This window comes from Carboxylicivirga mesophila (assembly GCF_018271975.1).
Taxonomy (GTDB): domain Bacteria; phylum Bacteroidota; class Bacteroidia; order Bacteroidales; family Marinilabiliaceae; genus Carboxylicivirga; species Carboxylicivirga mesophila.
Genome location: NZ_JAGUCN010000005.1, coordinates 109,506 through 127,977 on the forward strand (window position 1 = coordinate 109,506; position 18,472 = coordinate 127,977).

11 protein-coding genes are annotated in these 18,472 nt (G+C 41.3%); 1 reads left to right on the forward strand and 10 read right to left on the reverse strand.

What is annotated here, in order from left to right:
* Positions 1-2: 2 nt before the first annotated feature.
* The 5 genes from KEM09_RS06185 to KEM09_RS06205 all read right to left on the reverse strand — a co-directional run bounded on the left by KEM09_RS06185 (position 3) and on the right by KEM09_RS06205 (position 10,178).
* On the reverse strand, positions 3-2,126 hold the full coding sequence (locus tag KEM09_RS06185; RefSeq protein ID WP_212226801.1) for a GDSL-type esterase/lipase family protein: 2,124 nt from the start codon (positions 2,124-2,126) through the stop codon (positions 3-5).
* Positions 2,116-4,149 carry a family 20 glycosylhydrolase gene (locus KEM09_RS06190; RefSeq protein ID WP_212226802.1) on the reverse strand — a complete coding sequence of 678 codons (2,034 nt, stop codon included), beginning with the start codon at positions 4,147-4,149 and terminating at the stop codon, positions 2,116-2,118. Before KEM09_RS06190 ends, KEM09_RS06185 begins: the two co-directional genes overlap by 11 nt.
* A 14-nt stretch (positions 4,150-4,163) precedes the next feature.
* Positions 4,164-5,279, reverse strand: coding sequence for a sialidase family protein (locus tag KEM09_RS06195; protein ID WP_212226803.1), 1,116 nt, complete (start codon positions 5,277-5,279; stop codon positions 4,164-4,166).
* Positions 5,280-5,435: 156 nt separating this feature from the next.
* Positions 5,436-6,923, reverse strand: coding sequence for a RagB/SusD family nutrient uptake outer membrane protein (locus KEM09_RS06200; RefSeq protein ID WP_212226806.1), 1,488 nt, complete (start codon positions 6,921-6,923; stop codon positions 5,436-5,438).
* A gap of 18 nt (positions 6,924-6,941) precedes the next feature.
* On the reverse strand, positions 6,942-10,178 hold the full coding sequence (locus KEM09_RS06205) for a SusC/RagA family TonB-linked outer membrane protein (protein ID WP_212226808.1): 3,237 nt from the start codon (positions 10,176-10,178) through the stop codon (positions 6,942-6,944).
* A gap of 112 nt (positions 10,179-10,290) precedes the next feature.
* Between KEM09_RS06205 and KEM09_RS06210 the strand changes: the two genes are divergently transcribed.
* Positions 10,291-11,004 (forward strand): FadR/GntR family transcriptional regulator, encoded by a 714-nt coding sequence (locus tag KEM09_RS06210; RefSeq protein WP_212226809.1) that lies wholly within the window; start codon positions 10,291-10,293, stop codon positions 11,002-11,004.
* 45 nt (positions 11,005-11,049) lie between these two features.
* Here KEM09_RS06210 and amaB read toward each other — a convergent pair whose 3' ends face one another.
* The 5 genes from amaB to KEM09_RS06235 all read right to left on the reverse strand — a co-directional run bounded on the left by amaB (position 11,050) and on the right by KEM09_RS06235 (position 18,437).
* Entirely contained in the window at positions 11,050-12,579 is a 1,530-nt protein-coding gene (gene amaB / locus KEM09_RS06215) for an L-piperidine-6-carboxylate dehydrogenase (RefSeq protein WP_244824875.1), read from the reverse strand.
* A 34-nt stretch (positions 12,580-12,613) separates the two neighbouring features.
* Entirely contained in the window at positions 12,614-13,513 is a 900-nt protein-coding gene (locus tag KEM09_RS06220) for a DUF1338 domain-containing protein (RefSeq protein WP_212226811.1), read from the reverse strand.
* 2 nt (positions 13,514-13,515) lie between these two features.
* On the reverse strand, positions 13,516-14,580 hold the full coding sequence (locus KEM09_RS06225; RefSeq protein ID WP_212226812.1) for a saccharopine dehydrogenase family protein: 1,065 nt from the start codon (positions 14,578-14,580) through the stop codon (positions 13,516-13,518).
* 325 nt (positions 14,581-14,905) lie between these two features.
* Positions 14,906-16,924: a glycoside hydrolase family 97 protein gene (locus KEM09_RS06230; protein ID WP_212226813.1), complete on the reverse strand. Its 2,019-nt coding sequence runs from the start codon at positions 16,922-16,924 to the stop codon at positions 14,906-14,908.
* 145 nt (positions 16,925-17,069) lie between these two features.
* Positions 17,070-18,437, reverse strand: a complete 1,368-nt coding sequence (locus KEM09_RS06235; protein ID WP_212226814.1) for a glucoamylase family protein — start codon at positions 18,435-18,437, stop codon at positions 17,070-17,072.
* Between the last annotated feature and the right edge of the window lie 35 nt (positions 18,438-18,472).

Genomic DNA, 18,472 nt, shown 5'->3' on the forward strand with positions numbered 1-18,472 from the left:
AGCTATTTAGTCTTGTTATCAAATGGAGCATCTATTCGGAAAGTAGAAACCGGAGTTCCGTTTTCGTTGGTCAAATTAGCCTGAGAATAAGGCTTCCAGGCATATCGAATCGCTTTAACCGATATATTTTCAGTTTTAATGACAAGCGTATTTTTCTTTACAGTAGCATCAGCCGGATGAAATATACCATCCTCACCGGCTACTTCCAGTTCCCTTATATTTTCTCCATCTGTTGTTTGGAGCTTTTGCGTATGATTAAAAACTATTTCTATTCCATCCTTACCTGCATTTACGCCCTCAATCTCCACATTTCCAAATGGCACATCATTTTCTCCATAAACCTCACGTAAAGCTGTATTAGCAAATCGTTCGGCCACCGGGTACTTATTCTTAGGATGTACATCCGTTTCATTGCCCCAATCGCTGGTCACCACCATAGACACATGGGGCAGCTGTTGAGCCAATCGTCGTTGACTATCGCGAAAATGTGGCCAGCTTGGTCTGTTCAAGGATGATAGTTGTGCAAATAAAACAGGTAAATCTGGTTGATTCCAGCCATCGCGCCAGGATTGCACCATTACAGGAAATAACGCTTCATGCAATTCCACATTATGAGCATTGGATTCACCCTGATACCACAAAACGCCCTTTATAGCCAGACCTTCAATTTGACTGATTCCTGATTCATATAAATAAGCCGGTTGATACGGATGACGCTGAAAAGTTGATTTTGCATTCTGAATATTAACTCCTGCCCGCTCGCGGCACCATTGCATGGTATGATCGTTATTTTGCCAGTCGTATAGCATATTCACCAATTGCGCATGGTGTTCCAATGTTTTCCGGTCAATCCAGGCTTCAGTCGGACTTCCTCCTACAGCCAACTGTATCAAACCAATTGGTACATTAAGCTCTTGTTCCAGCTGAGTTCCAAAGTACCATCCGATAGCCGAAAAATCAGCTACAGACTGGCTGCTTGCCAACTCCCATTTTCCTGATAAATACTCCAACTCATTCACCTTTTGCAAAATAATTGAATCCCAAGCTGTATTATTTGTTTCAGCCAATGGATGATAATTCATCAATCGGATATTGTAGGGTAATGCTTGATTTAAAGCTTCTGAACCTCTATTGGATTGCTTTACCGTAAATACCATATTAGACTGACCGGAACATAGCCAAACATCACCTAACATGACATCCTTGATAGTAATTTGTTCCGTTTCTGTTTTAACAGTTAAAGCATAAGGACCACCCCATTGCATTGACGGTAATTCGACTTCCCATTTTCCGTCGAATCCAGTTTCAACGTCCATACTCGTGCCGTTAAATTGCACGGAAACACGCTCACCCCGATTGGCCGTTCCCCATATCGCAATAATAGTATCGCGTTGCAACACCATATGATCGCTGAACACTGAGGCCACATGCAATCCACCAAAATCGCCTGTGATGTGTTGATGGGCCAACTTAGCCATGATTGTTGCCCCCTCTTTAGTTGGGTGCAAAGCATCCGGAAACAATTCAGGGCGAGCATGCAATGGCGTATGCCAATCGATAAGCTGAGCATTCCAGTTTTTTGCTACTTGCTCAATTGTTGCCTGAATCTGCCAAAACCAATCTCGCGTTCCTGATTTGAATCGTGGATGCGTATGAAAAATGGGCGTCATGCGGCCAATCCATATCTCAGGCATCGAACCATCTGCTTTCCGAAAGCTTTCCAACAGTACACTATAGTCTTCGATGAAATCGTCACGATAGTTTGGCCAATTGCGCGGATCCGTATCGTTTAATCCCAAGGAAACGATTAGGATATCTGGCTGAAAAGCAACAGCATCCTGAAATTCGGCTTGCTCCATATACGGACGATGTCCTTTACGAAGCAAGGTGGCGCCACTCTTACCAAAATTGCCAACTTCGTAATCCTCTCCCAACATAGCCTCAAGTTGAGCGGGGTAACTATTCGTTTCACGCTGCTCAATATGGTAGCCAAATGTCACACTATTGCCTACACATGCCACTTTAGTTTTTTGAGCATAGCCGGCTGATTCAAAAATCAATAACAAAATAGCAAGCATGCTTAATTTCAGCGCCCAATTGATTCTACATCCCTCTCTATCGCTCATATTCAACTGTTTTAAAATCCTTATCAGGTGAATAAACAATATTATCAAGAGCCTGATGACCATCTGTCGTCACCAATACCGCATTAAACATCCACTTAACCAATCGCACTTCCGGTGATGTAAATTCGCCTATCGGTAATTTCAGTAATAATTTGTTCCAGCCCTTATTTAACTGCACCTGTATTGGAGGACGTCCCTCCCAATTTTCATTTCGCAAGGATATCTCGTTCGATTTTACGGCATGTGTGTTTTCCCAAACAGGTGGCTGAATATGTTTGTCATTCAACCAAATACGACTTTCTTTGTAATCCCATTTCCCTTGAGGTGGTGGCAAGTCTTTTTCGGATCGTCCATAATTTTGGAACCGCACGTAAATCCCTGCTTCCTGCTGAATGGGTGAATAAACCCAGGTGTAAGCATAAGCCGTGTGATTCGGCTGAGGATTAGCATAAAAACCAGGAATTAATGTTCCCCAAACATGACGCAGGTATATTCCGGCACCTGTTGCCTCATGTGTTGAGTAAACATTATCCCGATATACATACGATTTTTGCAATTTCTCTTCCGGTGGAAATGCCAGTGATAAATTCCCTTTATTTGGGAAAGCATCTGTGATACGCCATTTTACATTGGTTTGCTTCACATAGGCAAAAGGCTCTTCATTAAAAACATTCTTTTTGAAGTGGAGCATGCGTTCTTCAAAATCCTTAAACGCATTGAATTCTTCACTATTAACAGCCCCCAGTAAAGTTCCTTGCTCATAGAAGTACTTGTCTCGTCCTCCTTGCCAGGTAGATTCGGCTAATGCCAGCATAGCAGGATAAAAACCATTCTGAGCAATCACCTGTTTTGTTTCATCCACAAAACGGTCATTCCAAATGGCGACAATCGAACCGGCAACATCTGCACTACACTCACTAACGCCCGCCACATTACTATGGTATAAGGCGATGTTATCCGCAAACGTATCGAAATGATTAATATAATGCAGCCTCGAATCAATGGCCGGAATACCTTGATGTAATTGACCACGCGAGCTCCACATCTGAATCATATCAATTTCACCGGCCTGGTAATGCCAACCCGGATTCCAGCTAATTACTTTTTTGCCTTTATCACGGATATAAGCCACCATCTCCGGCACAAAATCAGGATTAGTAAATTTCACCTCATCCGTACCAATATGCAAATACGGCACATCTGCAAACACCACACACACTTCATCCATCAACTGTTTGAGTAGCTTCATGCCTTCAGGCGATTGCATATCGTGACCTAATGCACGAGTAAAAGCCACACTGTGCCCAGGCATATCAATTTCGGGAATCAATAGCACATGATGCTCCTGACAGAATTTCACCAAGTCTTTGGCCTCTTCAAAGGTGTAGTATTTCCCTGCCTGACGTTCAAAATTGGAACTATTATTCAACTGTGGAAAAACTTTACTTTCCAGTCGCCAGGCAATATCTTCGGTCAGATGCCAGTGAAAGACATTGATCTTGAATTGTGACAGCAATGCAATTTGCTTCTTCAATTCTTCAACAGGAATATAACTGCGTCCTACATCGTGCATAAAACCACGAATTTTGAATGCCGGCCAGTCAACAATGTGGCAATTAGGTGCAATCAGTTCACCTCCCTGCTTTACGACTAATTGATTTAAGGTTTGTAAAGCTCTGTAAACACCTGTTTTTGTAACTGCCTGAATAGAAATATTAGTTGCGTTAATCGTTAAATAATAAGCTTCATCCTGATTAAGTGGTACATCCTTCAATGCTTCACCCATCTTTATTTCAAGATGCATATCACTCTTCTGCGCTATCGTACAACCTAGTTCATTAAACTGCTGATGTACCATTTTCATTAAAGAATCTGACACACTCAACGTTGCACTTGTCAAATTAACAAATCCATCTTTCCACTCCACTTTTTGAGGGAATGGCAGTAAAGCTGGTCTCTCGTACTGTGCGTAAACAAGATGCAATACAAAGCAAATCAAGGTGAATAACAAAGCTCTCTTCATCCCAATGGTATTGCCTATTTAGTAACTGAGTCTTCGCCATCGGTCAGCCATTCGAGTGAGAAGCTGACAAAAGGATTTTCTTTATGCCCATCTTTTTCGAAGAATACGGCGATATCGCCATTTTCGAGTACCGTTAATGATGAATAGGCTGAACCTCCTTCATAGATTGTTTTCCCTTCTGTCCATGTTTTCCCTTCATCGTAGCTAACTCTTACGGTCAAATTCACACGCCCTTCTTTACTTTTCGCATTGCTAAATAGCAGACGGTTTTTATCATCGCCATTTTTCACCGATGAATAACGAATAATGGATGCATTACAGGCCGGATCAATAAGTGTGGTATCCGGATAGCTCTCCCATGATAGTCCCTCATCATCTGATATGTGCACATAACGATGTCCCAACTTCTGAACACGGCTGTTAATCATCCAGCGCCCATCAGCCAACTCAACAATCTTTGACTCATCAAAAGGCAGGATGGCATTATCGATGACAAACCATGATTTTCCATGATCCTTTGAACCAAAGACGTGTCCACCTTTTTGCAGGTTAACAATGGTGTGCAGCAATGTTCCATCAGTCGTTTGAATACCTCTTCCTGAGGTGATGAACTTAAAGTCCTTTTCCCATCCATCCAATGCAATCTGTGAGGTGATGTCTTCGGGTTCACTCCACGTTTTTCCATTATCCTTACTTTTCACTACATGAAAATAGTACACGTCCTTCTCCTTATCCAGGTCCATATAGTTGTAAAACATGAATATTTCACCTGTCACTTCATCAACAATCATGGATGGATCTGAAGCTGACTGTCCCAATGGAAAGTCTACCACCGTTTCAATATCAGACCAGGTCTTTCCGTTGTCAATGCTACGACGAAGTACAATGTTGATATCGCGGCTCCATTTCAGGTCGCCACAAGAAGGCACACGCTCGTCAATGGCTGCAATTAAATCACCATTTGGGGCAGTTACTAGTGCTGGTATGCGATAACAGGCCACTCTTTCGTTTGCTGTAGCATTAAAAAGGTCAACATTATTGATAATGGTATTCCTGGTTTCTTTATCGCTTGACTGTGCACATGCATTGATTGCCAGCAGTACCAGAGCAAATGTTAATATTTTATTCATTGAAATTGATTTTAGAGAGATGTATAGTCTTCTATATTCTTTCGTTAGATGTTTTTATAACTTTCAAGATACTAATCCTAGCTTTAAAAACCTCCTGAATGATTAAAACTGCCCCATAAGCCATATGAAGCTTACAGGGCAATTTAACAACAACTTTTAATTATAACCTTCTGTCTGTTTCAATTGATCATCGTTGGCCAACATACTTTCAGAAATTGAATAGTAGATTTTATAGGCTTCAGATTCATCCAATGAGGCCACCTCATCAAACACATACGATTCACCAGCGCGAACCAAATCCCACCAGCGTTTACCTTCTCCAATGAACTCTTTGTAGCGCTCATCTAAGATAGCTTTGGCATTTTCGGCTTTTGTACCATTTGCAAATTCATGTCCACTGAAGTTGTCTCCATAAGCCCTCTGGCGAACCAAATTTATCTCAGCTGCAGGATCTTCACCCAGGTTATTCTTGGCTTCGGCCAGCAATAACAAGGCATCGGCATAGCGATAAAGTGGCACATTGTTATAATTAAAACGTGAACCATCATCACCTATGATGCCCAGGAACTTATTAAGAATAGCACCTTGATAATTGGCGTTATCTGGTGTAAATGGAACATGATTGGTGCCATCGTTATACAATTTAATAAAAGTAGTTCGGCGCATATCATCCAAATCTTCCAGGATGAGATTGGTTTTATCTGATGGCCCGAAACGACTGGCTCCATTCACTACAAAATCAGACAAAGAAGCACCTGTTTCATCAAATAAACCGGCCACATCAACCATACGACCGGTAAAACTACCGTAGAAATTACCTGCTTGATCCTGCTGATAATCAAATGCAAATATAAACTCGTTATTAAACTCATTACCCTGTCCCCACAGTTGTTCAAATGGAACCAGTTCGTGGCCTGTAATTTGCGACAAAGCCGTTTTAGCAGCTGTAAAATCAGCATCGCCACCACCAAGTACCTTACCCGACCACAGGTATACATCACCTTTTAGTACTAAAGTTGCTGCCTTGGACCAATACACATTCTTGCCATTCCATTGACTGTTGTCACTTCCAAAATGTTCCAATGAACTTTCGATATCCGACTTGATCTGGCTCATCACTTCTGCTTTGGGTGAACGTGGCTTCTTAAGTTTTTCCAAATCCACCTCTAACAATGGCTCTGTGGTAATTGGCACATCGCCCCAGGCTTTTAGCATGGTATAATACACCTGAGCTCGTAAACCATACACCTGACCCAATAAATGATTCAGTTCAGCTTCATCCTTAAACGGAGCTTTAGGCGCATTAACAATGAAATCATTAATGTAGTGCATCAGCCCATAAAAATTAGCCCAGTTATTAAAGTGTACAATAGTTGTGCTAATGTTATTATCAATCAAGTCCTGTCCCGATGGCGATTCAATTGTTTTACCACCCCACACATCAGAGCGTAATTCACCCATTTGCCAAAGCGTGTAGGCATAATCCCTGTATTTAGAGAAAATCCCGACATGAGCAGCACGAGCCGCTTCTTCCGTATCCCAAAAACCATTATAGGTTAATTCACTTTCAGGTTGCATATCCAACTCACATGAGCCCAACAAGGTCACAACCAGCAATAGTGCTATATATTTTAATTGTTTCATTTTAAACTGTATTAAAAGTTAGAAAGTAACGTTTAAACCTAAAGTATATGTGCGAGGTAACGGGAAACGTCCCGAATCAATTCCTCCACTGGTCACTTCAGGTGAACTGCCAGAAAAACCATTGAAATAGGCCAGGTTAGCTCCGGTCACGTACAGACGAATATTCTGGAATACATTATTGGCTATAGCACCGCTAAGATTATAGCTCAATGTTACTTCGCGCAATGCCAAATAATCTCCTTTTTCCCACATTCGAGAACTACTGTTGTCAATAGAACCCTGATCGCCACCTGCAGCCATGTGATTACGCTGACGATCCACCAAAGTGAAAATCGGAATATTTGAAGTAGGATTTTCTGGTGTCCACGAGTCTCGTATTTCAATCGGTCCGTTTTGGTTACCCTGAGTTTGAGCTATCCCTTTAACCCGGCGTCCGTTAATGATGTAATGACCAACAGCAAAATCAGTTTTAACAAACAGGTTAAAGTTCTTATAACTCAGGTTCGAAGTCATACCCCCAACAAAATCAGGCGTGGTACGGCCTATTACTTTACGATCCAAATGATTGATAACACCATCGTTATTCAAATCTTTCCAACGTGCATCACCCAAAAAGCGGGTGTCTTTACGGTGGGCAAATTCAACGGTTCTGCCAGCATGTTCGTCAATATCTTCCTGTGTTTGATAAACACCATCAAATACATACGCTGTAATCAAGTCGTAACCCACACGCTGACCTTCTTGTAGTCCGCCAACGTATTTCGTTTCGCCGGTTGCTGCATCGTAAATCTCTGTTCCACCCTGGCGGTTATTATCAACGCCATTAGCTGGTAATTTGTGCGCATAGTTTCTGACAGAATAGTAGGTTACTCCCAAATTCCAATTAAGATCATTCTTTTTAATCACATCGGCATTCAACTGAAGTTCCAGACCTTTATTGCGTAGTGTTCCGTTATTAGTAGTAATAGATGAGAAACCAGTCCATAAAGGCAATGTTAGTCCTGCCAATTTATCTTTGACATCTCTCACGAAATAGTCCGCCATCAACGTGATGCGGTTATTAGCGAAACCAGCATCCAATCCAATATTGAAAGTTGTTGAACGCTCCCATTTCAGATCTAACAAAGGTAAACGGTTATTGACATAGCCAGCCTGTGTATCGTAAACATTTGTTGTAGCATAGGTTCCGAATACACCAAAATTAGATAGTACCTCAATATTGCCATTCACACCATAGCTTAAGCGCGGCTTCAGGCTGCTTACAATCGATTTCATCTTAGAGTCTTTGTAAAACTCTTCGTTGTGCACATTCCATCCTACCGATACGCCAGGGAAGAAATCATACTTGTTATTTCCCAGTCGGCTGGCACCGTCACGACGGAAAGTTAAACCCAGCAGGTACTTATAGTCATAGTCGTAGTTAACCTGTCCAAAAACAGACGCAATCTCATAACCTGTATGATACGAATAAGGTATACCAGAAGCTTCAGAACCCACATTCATAGAATAAATCAGGTCTGTGGGCGACAAGCGAGTGGCGGCATCAAACTCAAATTCCTTCTCTTTAAAATATTCGAAGCCAACTAACGCATTAATGTTATGTACATCGTTAATACGCTTTTTATAGTTGAGCATTGTTGTTACTTGGTTACGCATCATTCTATCATGAGACACTGACGATTTACGATCGGTATTTAATCGGCCAGAACTTAAGTAGGCTTTGTTAAATGCCTCATTGGAGTTATTGATCGTAAAATGACTACCACGAACTGTCAATGTAAAATCATTCAGAAACTTGTAATCCATTTGAACAGATGCTGTTAAACGCTGCTCAAGGTTGGTGCGTACAAACTTATCCTTGTAATACAGTGGATTACCAAAGCCCAAATAAGTACCTGGCTGGTATTCATCAGACAAGCTACCATCCGGATTGTTATTATAAATGCGGGAAGTTGGTGCTAAACCGGCTGTACGCTGGAATAAATTGTATTCACTATCGTATGGCAAGTTCTGGTTAGAGTGCGCATAGATAATATTGGATGACACTTTAAAATTATCAGAAATATTATACGATGCATTAAATGTTCCTGAGTAACGCTTAAATGCAGAGCCAAATACCAATCCTTTATCATCAAGCATACCCAAACCCAGGTAATACGTTCCTTTGTCATTACCTCCGTCGAACGACAAGCTGTAATCCTGTCCATAGCTTTCCTGGTAAAACAGCTCATTCATTTTGTTCTCCTGGAAAAGCAGAGTTGTTCCTGGTGCAATAGGATCATCCATGGTTTGCCAACCATCATAATTCAACAAGTATTTGTTATCATCGGTCAAATACATGGTTGTATAAATGGAATTGGTAGCATTGTTGCCAGTAGCTGCAGCATGTGCCCCAGTCAGAAACTGATCAAGCCAGGCATATCCCATCACATCCTGTGCTGCACGCACTCCTAGGCGGTTAAACTTCACATAGTCCGCAGCACCCAGGTATTCCATTGGATCTTCACGACGTTTATTGGTTGTAAATTTAGATCTGAAGGTCACATTTGACTTACCTTTCTTTCCTTTTTTAGTGGTCACCAATATAACACCATTGGCAGCACGCGCACCATACACCGCAGTGGAAGCTGCATCCTTCAGTACCTCCATCGATTCAATATCATCGGCATTTAAGGCATAGAATGATCCTGGTACACCATCAATTAAAATGAGTGGCGTTCCTTTTCCGTCGAAGCTGGTTCCCCCACGTAATACCAGGCTTGGGGTTGAGCCAGGCTGTCCTGTTGTTTGAGTCACCTGCAAACCGGCAATGGTACCCTGCAATGCAGTAGCTGCATTTGAACGCGGCGCACTTTCCAACACCTTAGTATCCAATTTAGCGATTGAAGTGGTCATCTCAGCTCTTGACTGAGTGGTATAACCAGTTACCACCACTTCATCCAATCGTTTCAACTCTTCCACTAAAGTGACATTAATGGTTTGCTGTGTACCCACTGCAATCACCTGCGTTTGAAAGCCAATAAATGAGAAAACAAGTGACTCATTTGCATCAGCCGAAATCTGGTATGTACCATCAATACCAGTAATTGTTCCATTTGTGGTGTTTTCTACATACACCGAAACACCAGGTAAAAGTTCGCCTCCTGCATCTTTTACCACACCTGTAATTAGGTTTTGAGCCAACACACTACCTCCTAATATCCAAGATAATAGCATGACCAAGCCCAGCTTTTTTGTTAATAGTTTCCTTTTCATAAATTCAAATTTTATTGGATTATGTCATACATAATGCGTTTCAAAAATATGTGATTTAATTTTTTTTTCAAAAGATTTTGCTAAAATTTGTGGGGAGATAATCATGCATCCTATGACAGATAAGACAAAAAATAATAGCCTTAACATCACCGCAGTTGATTCAAGCAGCCTTGTTGACAAGGTGGAACAAACGTTAATTGATTTATTAATCTCTGAGAAATTGAACCCGGGTGATCAAATTCCAAAAGAACTGGAATTGACAGAAATGTTAGGTGTTTCGAGAACCGTTATACGTGAAGCGCTCAATCGGCTTAAAACAATTGGTCTTATCGAATCTACAAAACGGAAAGGCTCAACCATTAAAAGTCCGGATCTACTTTTCCTCTTAAAGAAAAGCTTGATCCCTAATATTCTGGATCAAGCCACGTTAAAAGATATTTTTGAACTAAGGCTGGTGATTGAGATTGGAATGAGCGATTTAATTTATAATCGTGCTACGCCAGAGGATATTGCAGAATTAGAGCAGATTGTTGCAACAGAGCCAGATTCGCCCAAAGAAGTCCTTTTTGATGTAGACCATGAAATCAAATTCCATGGAAAATTGTATCAGATTTCGGGCAATCACACATTAATTGATTTTCAGACAATATTATTACCCGCATTCCGGTATGTATATGATTCCGGCATGATTGAAAGTCCTAATCATGACTCCAAATGGGTTTCACACCAGGATCTAGTAAAGATATTAAAGGATGGTAATGCTAATAAGTTCCGTAACGCCATGCGCAAGCATCTGGACAGACATTTTAAGGGGTATTTTAAGTAAATCATAGACTCACAACCCCTTATTAACATCCATTCGGTAAAAAAACTACATCTCAAATTTGATACCTTGCGAAAGCGGTAACTCGTTGGAATAGTTAATCGTGACTGTTTGCCGGCGCATATAGTTTTTCCAGGCGTCACTTCCGCTCTCTCGTCCACCTCCTGTTTCCTTCTCGCCACCAAAAGCACCGCCAATCTCAGCACCCGAGGTGCCAATATTGACATTCGCTATACCACAGTCGCTCCCATTTTGTGAAAGAAAGTATTCAGCCTCCTGCATATGCATGGTCATGATGGTAGAAGACAGGCCTTGCGGCACATTATTCTGTATAGCAATAGCCTCTTTTAAATCCTTGTAAGATATGATATATAGTAAAGGGGCAAACAATTCTTTTTGCAAAACGGGCAGATTGGCATCAACCAGTGCTATAGATGGTTTGACATAGTATCCGTTTTCCAATCCATCAATTTGCAAGGCACCTCCTTCTAATAAAAACTTACCACCTTGCTGTTTGCACTCCTCTATACCTGAAACATAGCTTTTAACAGCTGCTTCGTCTACCAGAGGCCCCATGTGTGTGTCTGCATCTAAGGGATTACCAATTTTAACTTGCTGATAGGCATGAAGCAAGCGTTCGATGACCTGTTCAATAACAGATTCGTGAACAATGAGCCGGCGGGTAGACGTACAACGCTGTCCTGAAGTGCCGATAGCTCCAAAGTAGGTGGCAGGAATGGCAATATTTAAATCGGCATTCTCAGTGATAATCATGGCATTATTACCTCCCAGCTCCAGCAAGGATTTACCAAATCGTTTAGCCACCTCCTGAGCTACCGCTTGCCCCATTCGTACAGAGCCTGTAGCCGATATCAACGGAATATGCTTATCTGCGCTCATCCATTCACCTACCTCTCTGGTACCTGTCACCAGGCTACTGATAGCCCCTGGTAAATTATTTGCTTTCAATACATCAGCTATTAATTTCTGGCATACTAAAGCCGTCAACGGTGTTTTTTCTGATGCTTTCCAGATGCACACATTACCACATATCCAGGCAATAGTGCTATTCCAGCTCCACACAGCCACTGGAAAATTAAAAGCGGATATAATGCCAACTATTCCCAATGGATGCCATTGCTCATACATCCTGTGCATTGGACGTTCGCTATGCATAGTCAGCCCATACAACTGTCGCGACAGACCGACTGCAAAATCACATATATCTATCATCTCCTGCACTTCACCATAGCTTTCCTGCAGACTTTTTCCCATTTCAAAAGCCACCAGTTTACCTAAAAACTCCTTTTCTTCTCTTAGCCGGTCACCAAATTGCCTAACGATCTCTCCTCTTTTGGGTGCAGGAACATTACGCCAATCAAGAAAAGCCGTATTGGCATCTTCAACAATTTGATCGTAAGCGTTTCGATCGGTACATTTTATTTTGGCTATTGGCTGCCCGTTAACTGGTGAAGTAACCTCTAACAATGATGCATTTGAACCGACAAATATTTGTCCAGTCCATGTGCCTTCATTCACTGGATTTATTTCAAAATGATTTAGTATTTCTTGTAACATATGCTTCATACATTTTATTATCACTCAATAGAAGTTAGCTTTTTGGCTTACCTGTCTGGCTTGAATAAGTGCTTTCAAATATTTTATCTGCATTGGCTGTTTCGAAGCCATCTCTTCTGTGCGTTCTTTCAATTTCATGTTCTGGCATATGCGCAAATTCAGGCAACACTTTTCGTTCGGCAAACTCCACGTAACTACCCGCTATCTGATGCATATCATCATTTGCAAAAGTGGCATCCATCATTTTTGAAACCGATGAACTCTGTTTCAGTAAGCCATCCTTACTGGTTTTTATCAATCCGCCAGCATTATTTAAGGTGATACCTATTGACATCAGGAATTCATTAAACACCTCCAAGCTATTATAGGGATGTGGCAGGTTGTGAACACTAATGGTAAAATGATTCAGGTAATATTTATTGTAAATGGCCCACGAGGCATATTCACTTACTTCAGCCAGCATCTGAAATTCTTCCCAGGAGGGAGTTCGCCATAGTGGAGAGTGCAAAAATTCATCAACCTGCCTAGCATTATTCAAATCTAAATATTCGACAGGGTCTGTTTTTACCTCATCGGTAAAAGAGGTGATGACTTTTTGAATTGAGTCAGGAAAATCATTAACGCGTAACTCACTGATAAATATTCTTGGAAGACTATTCTCCGGAGGTGCATACCAGCGTGCGTTTATCTTCTTATACTCAAAATAGAAATCTTCCCTGGCCACGTATCCATGGTGTAAGAATATCTTTTCCAGCGACTGAATGCCTAATTGCGGCACTCCAATGGTTCGAAAGGCAATATGATCATTCTCTATATCCGACAATTGGCTAATAATACCTTTATCTATCAACGCATGCATTATTGTACTAACATCCGATACGCGTTGCTGGTACCTGGTCATTAGTCCGTCGAGTATTTTATTAAGTGTATCCATTACTACATCTGATTTTTATAATACTTTCCGTATGAAGTAGATAGAAAGTCATCAAGGTTAATATCTTCTTGCTTTAAATAGCCTTTGGAAGGCGTTACTCCCCGATGAACCAGCTCAACAACACTGCAAACACTGGATGCTGTTGTCCAGGAAATCGCCCTGTATTCCTGTCCATCAATCTCCTGAGGTAAATAAGTATGGAAAAATTCTTCTCGAAATAGCTTATCACCCTGCCAGCCTTCCACAGCGGCATAAACATACACTACATCTTCCTTAACAGGTGGTTTAGCAATAGTCAAAATATCCTCCAGCACCTCCTTTTTATCTTTCAGAATGAGTTCAGTAATCAGAAAGCGCATCAATCGTGCATGCCCCGGATAGCGGATAGTTTTGTAATTCAATGTATCTACCTTACCGTCAAGCGTCTTGCATAAAGTACCCAGCCCCCCACTTGTATAAAAGGCTTCATATTCGCGTCCTTCAATATTTATGGTTTCTAAACCCATTAATGATGAAACGTACTTTCTTTTTCCATTGGTAATAACTTCCGCATCCTCAATGTATTCGTTAATAACACCAGCTGGTGACCAGTTAAATGAATAGCCCAATAAACCGTTCGGATATCTTGGCAAGGCGCCTACTCTTAGCTCCACATCTCTTAGTTTATCAAAACGCTTCACCAGATCATATCCAACTATGCCGATGTAGCCTGGTGCTAATCCACACTGCGGTGCCATAATTCCCTTAGAAGTTGCTGAAAGTTTCATAATTTCATCCGATGTCTTGATATCCTCTGTTAAGTCAAAATAATGAATACCAGCCTGATGGGCAATCTGTGCAATAATAATGTTATACTTGTACGGTAAACACGATACCACCGCATCAAACTCTTTAAGTTTCTGAAAGGCAGCTTCACGCTCCGTAATATCGATCATTGAGCTTTGGAATGAAAATGAATTAGCTATGGGTTGTGAATCGAATCCATGCACATTAAAGGATTTGTTTAATAGAATGGCCACAAGCGATCCTACTTTTCCCAGGCCAACAACAGCAATGTTTTTAATCATTATAGAATATTTTAGGATGGTTAACTCTTCTTTAAATATAGAAAATTTTATTCTTACACAAAGAGTTGAAATACTTTTATTTACAACAATAATCAGCTACTAAAATTGTGTTACCTTAAAAGCTAATTCTGTGACGAATTGTTACAAATAAACTGGCATTACTATCAAACGAGATGATGAAAAATTTAAAAGGCCATCAGCCATGTATAGCATGGTTAATGGCCTTTTAAGTTAACATTAATAAAAAATCGGTATACCAATATGAAATTTATAATTCAAACATATCATCCGACATTAGGCTTGAGGCAGAGCTTATAAACATTATTTATTCAATAAGTGCCCCCATCTTCGTGAAATCGGGTATAAACTCAATGGCAGCACCTCCTCCTCTGGCTAAACGCACTTCCATTTTAGTGCTTGCGTTTACTGCCTTTTCTTCTATCAAAAAGTCATGCGGTTCAGTCTGGTAATCAGACTTATTGGCATCTCTGTATATTACGCATTTATAATCAATATCAGCATTCAGGAACGAGCAATCAATAGTAACTGTTCGCTTCTTATCATTGGTGATGGCGCCCAGGTACCAGCAATCCGAATTTTTGGCTTTTCGGGCCATCACAAGGTACTCTCCTATCGCCCCATCTAAAGCCAGGCTGCGACTCCAATTAACCGGTACATTTTTAATAAACTCAAAAGCAGGATGACCAATATAGTTATCAGGCAAGTCACATGCCATTTGTGCCGGACTTTGGCATACAACGTATAAAGCTAACTGCTGAGCTAATGTAGAATAAGCCCGTTTATCGGTGATTCCAAGGTGCTCATACGTAAGTTTGAAGAGTCCAGGCGTATAGTCCATTGAACCGGCCAGTAAACGGGTGTATGGAAGAATAGTAACATGCTCAGTCGGATTATTTACCGGAGCCCAGGGAGCGTTATACTCCTGCCCTCTGGCAGACTCTACGGCCAAAAGATTGGGCCAGGTTCGGTTTAATCCGCTTGGTTTTATATGCTCATGCCCGAGAATACAAATTCCCCTTTTTGCCGCCTCTTCCAGTACGTATTGATAATGATTAACCATACGCTGACCATGGTGTGGCTCTCCACTCTTCACCGGACCCACATAGCCGGTTTTGATGTATTTAATCCCCAGTTTCTGATAATAATCAAAAGCTTCAGGAATTTGTTGCTCGTACTCGTTTACATAACCCGCTGTTTCATTATGCATCACAATCTCAATCCCATTCTGACGGGCATATGACACCACCTCTTCCAGGTTATAATCAGCATAGGGCCTGCAATAATCAAAGTTTTTCCACTCGTCCCAACCGATATTCCACCCCTCAATGAGAAGGCCCTGGAGTTCATTTGCTGCAGCAAAATCAATCATCTCTTTAGCATGGGCAGTGGTAGCACCGTGACGCTCACCTCCATGCCATGTTTTTAATCCCAGGTGCATCTCCCACCATATACCTGTGTACTTTATCGGATTAACCCATGAGAAATCACCCTGAGCTTCTTCATTGAGATTCACAATCAAATCAGAGTTAATCAAATCAACTGCCTGTTTTCCCAGTTGAATGGTTCGCCAAGGGCTAATCAGTATATCGGCACCTTTATAAACATGCCCAATCGTATCGGGCACCAATCTGCTTTGCAGATATCCACTATCCGAGTGACTGATGGTCATGGATGGAAAATTCACAAGTGCTGCTTCATGAATTGACAAGTAAATACTATCAGGTGTTATTAAAGTTAAAGGGGTTTGTACCGAGTCAATGTTTGAGATGAGTGTATGTTGATATATTTTTTCATAACTGTCATCATCGACTGGTATCCACCAGCATGTGCTGTTAGCCGGTAACTTAAACCCTGTCTTTTCTTCAGTGATTATTATGGGTTGCTCTTCGGCTCTTTCTGCTTCATACCGAAACCCCAAGCCATCATCATACACTCTGAAAACGATCTTAAGCACCCCGGCCTTATTCTTTAGTGCATAAACAGCCTCATTGAAATTATTACGCACATATTGATTTGGTCCCCAAATAGCTTCCCATACCTCATCAAAGTGATTCACTTGACAATCAACCATTTTAAAATGACTGGACAGATTTTCCCCATCGGCCAGTTGAAATCCTAAATCAGACCGTTCAATGATTGATTGCCCGTTAAACTGTACTTTGTAAAATGGCTGCCCAACTGAATCAATATCAAAATGAACCTTTACATTTCCATTGGGTGAGGAGATAGACTTGACCGTTGTTTGATAGCTGCAACTGCCAATGAAAGAGCCTGCACCAAGTATGAGCGCTAGCCCCAAACACATAACAAAAAATGTTCTCATATGAATTTTAAATTCGAAAAGCTCTAATCAGCAGAAGGCATGAATTAGAGCTTTCGTTACTTCTAAGCTTGTTGATTTTAATAACATCCCCCGGCATATTTTACACCTGCCGGGTATTTAATAAGTATATGGAGGAGGACTGTCGTCAGAAACTAAATCCCAGTTTAGTGAGTCCATCTTTCACCTCCTGATCGGCCATAAACAACTTCCAGAGCTGTTGAGTACGGTAATTTTCAATCATCGCAACAATGGGTCCCTGATCAATGCCAATATAACCATCAGAGTACCAGCTATGGTGCTCTGAAAATGCATCATAGAAACCATAATCGCCCCATAATTTTGCATTCATCTTATAATAAAAATATTCCAAGGCTTTTAATGATTGCTCCGGTGTATAGGGGAAAGATGCCAAGGCGGCTGTAGGTGCTATAACTCCAAGATCATTTCCTGGTTCATGCCCGCCATACCCAAGATGGTTATCACTCGATGTCAATCCCCAGCTATCGCCTCCATACCCTTTCCAGCCTTTGGGATTTTCTTTACAATAGGAATAATTGATAAGGGCATGTGCCGTCACTTGCTCCCAGTAATTGGCGTACTGATCCTTCAGATTACGCGGGTCGAGGCCAATAAACGAATAATGCGACCAAAACATCGGACCTCCATAGTCAATAGACAATGGTAGGTGTATACCATAGAATGTTTTTCCATTATACATCTTTCCACCGTGCGCAAACCAGCCATTTTCATATGTACTTTTATCTATACCATAGGTTGGTGAGGCAGCGGCCAAAACATATACGATTAACGCCTCATTCCAACCTCCTACTTTCATTCCCATGTGAAAAGCATGGTTGGGAGACCAGTGCCAGTTTAAGGTATTATCACCAGGATCGAAAGCAGTCCATTCCACAGCTTCCCAAAGTGCAGTAATACGGGCTCTTAATTTTACTTCATCCTGATTATCTCCATCAAAAAATTGCCTGTTGATGAGCATCCCCTGCATCAGAAAAGCTGTTTCAACCAAATCAATGCCATCATCATGGTATGAGAAAGGTCTGATTCGACCATTATCACCATAATACCAGTGCGCATATGCGCCATGGTAACTTTCGCAGTTTTCCAAAAATGCACATATTTTATTCATACGGGTAATGGCCTCTTCACGCGTAATCCAGCCCCTGGCAACAGCTGCCGGAAAGCATGAGATGCCAAATCCGGTGGCACCGGTCGCAATCAAACGTGGTGAATTACCTTCATAGGCATCGTTCTGAGAACGCTCGCGGGCACATCCGCTATTGGCTTCTGCAAATTCCCAAAAATATTTGAAAGTCTGCTTCTGCACCAACTCCAGTAGTTCGTCGGTTGGCAACTTCTCAATAACCTCATCATCAACTGGTGGTAATTCAGGAAACTCAATCTCCTTTTTATCTTTGGAACAGCCTACACATATGACTGATGCCAGAAGAAAAGTGATGAATAGTTTTAAACTTACCTTTTTATGTGGATTCATAATACTTTGTTTTGCTTAAAATTTATCTCTACAAT

Excerpts from the sequence above, each read along its gene's own strand:
- KEM09_RS06185 (WP_212226801.1), bottom strand. The coding sequence starts at position 2,126 with ATGAGCGATAGAGAGGGATGTAGAATCAATTGGGCGCTGAAATTAAGC.
- KEM09_RS06190 (WP_212226802.1), bottom strand. The coding sequence starts at position 4,149 with ATGAAGAGAGCTTTGTTATTCACCTTGATTTGCTTTGTATTGCATCTT.
- KEM09_RS06195 (WP_212226803.1), bottom strand. The coding sequence starts at position 5,279 with ATGAATAAAATATTAACATTTGCTCTGGTACTGCTGGCAATCAATGCA.
- KEM09_RS06200 (WP_212226806.1), bottom strand. The coding sequence starts at position 6,923 with ATGAAACAATTAAAATATATAGCACTATTGCTGGTTGTGACCTTGTTG.
- KEM09_RS06205 (WP_212226808.1), bottom strand. The coding sequence starts at position 10,178 with ATGAAAAGGAAACTATTAACAAAAAAGCTGGGCTTGGTCATGCTATTA.
- KEM09_RS06210 (WP_212226809.1), top strand. The coding sequence starts at position 10,291 with ATGACAGATAAGACAAAAAATAATAGCCTTAACATCACCGCAGTTGAT.
- amaB (WP_244824875.1), bottom strand. The coding sequence starts at position 12,579 with ATGTTACAAGAAATACTAAATCATTTTGAAATAAATCCAGTGAATGAA.
- KEM09_RS06220 (WP_212226811.1), bottom strand. The coding sequence starts at position 13,513 with ATGGATACACTTAATAAAATACTCGACGGACTAATGACCAGGTACCAG.
- KEM09_RS06225 (WP_212226812.1), bottom strand. The coding sequence starts at position 14,580 with ATGATTAAAAACATTGCTGTTGTTGGCCTGGGAAAAGTAGGATCGCTT.
- KEM09_RS06230 (WP_212226813.1), bottom strand. The coding sequence starts at position 16,924 with ATGAGAACATTTTTTGTTATGTGTTTGGGGCTAGCGCTCATACTTGGT.
- KEM09_RS06235 (WP_212226814.1), bottom strand. The coding sequence starts at position 18,437 with ATGAATCCACATAAAAAGGTAAGTTTAAAACTATTCATCACTTTTCTT.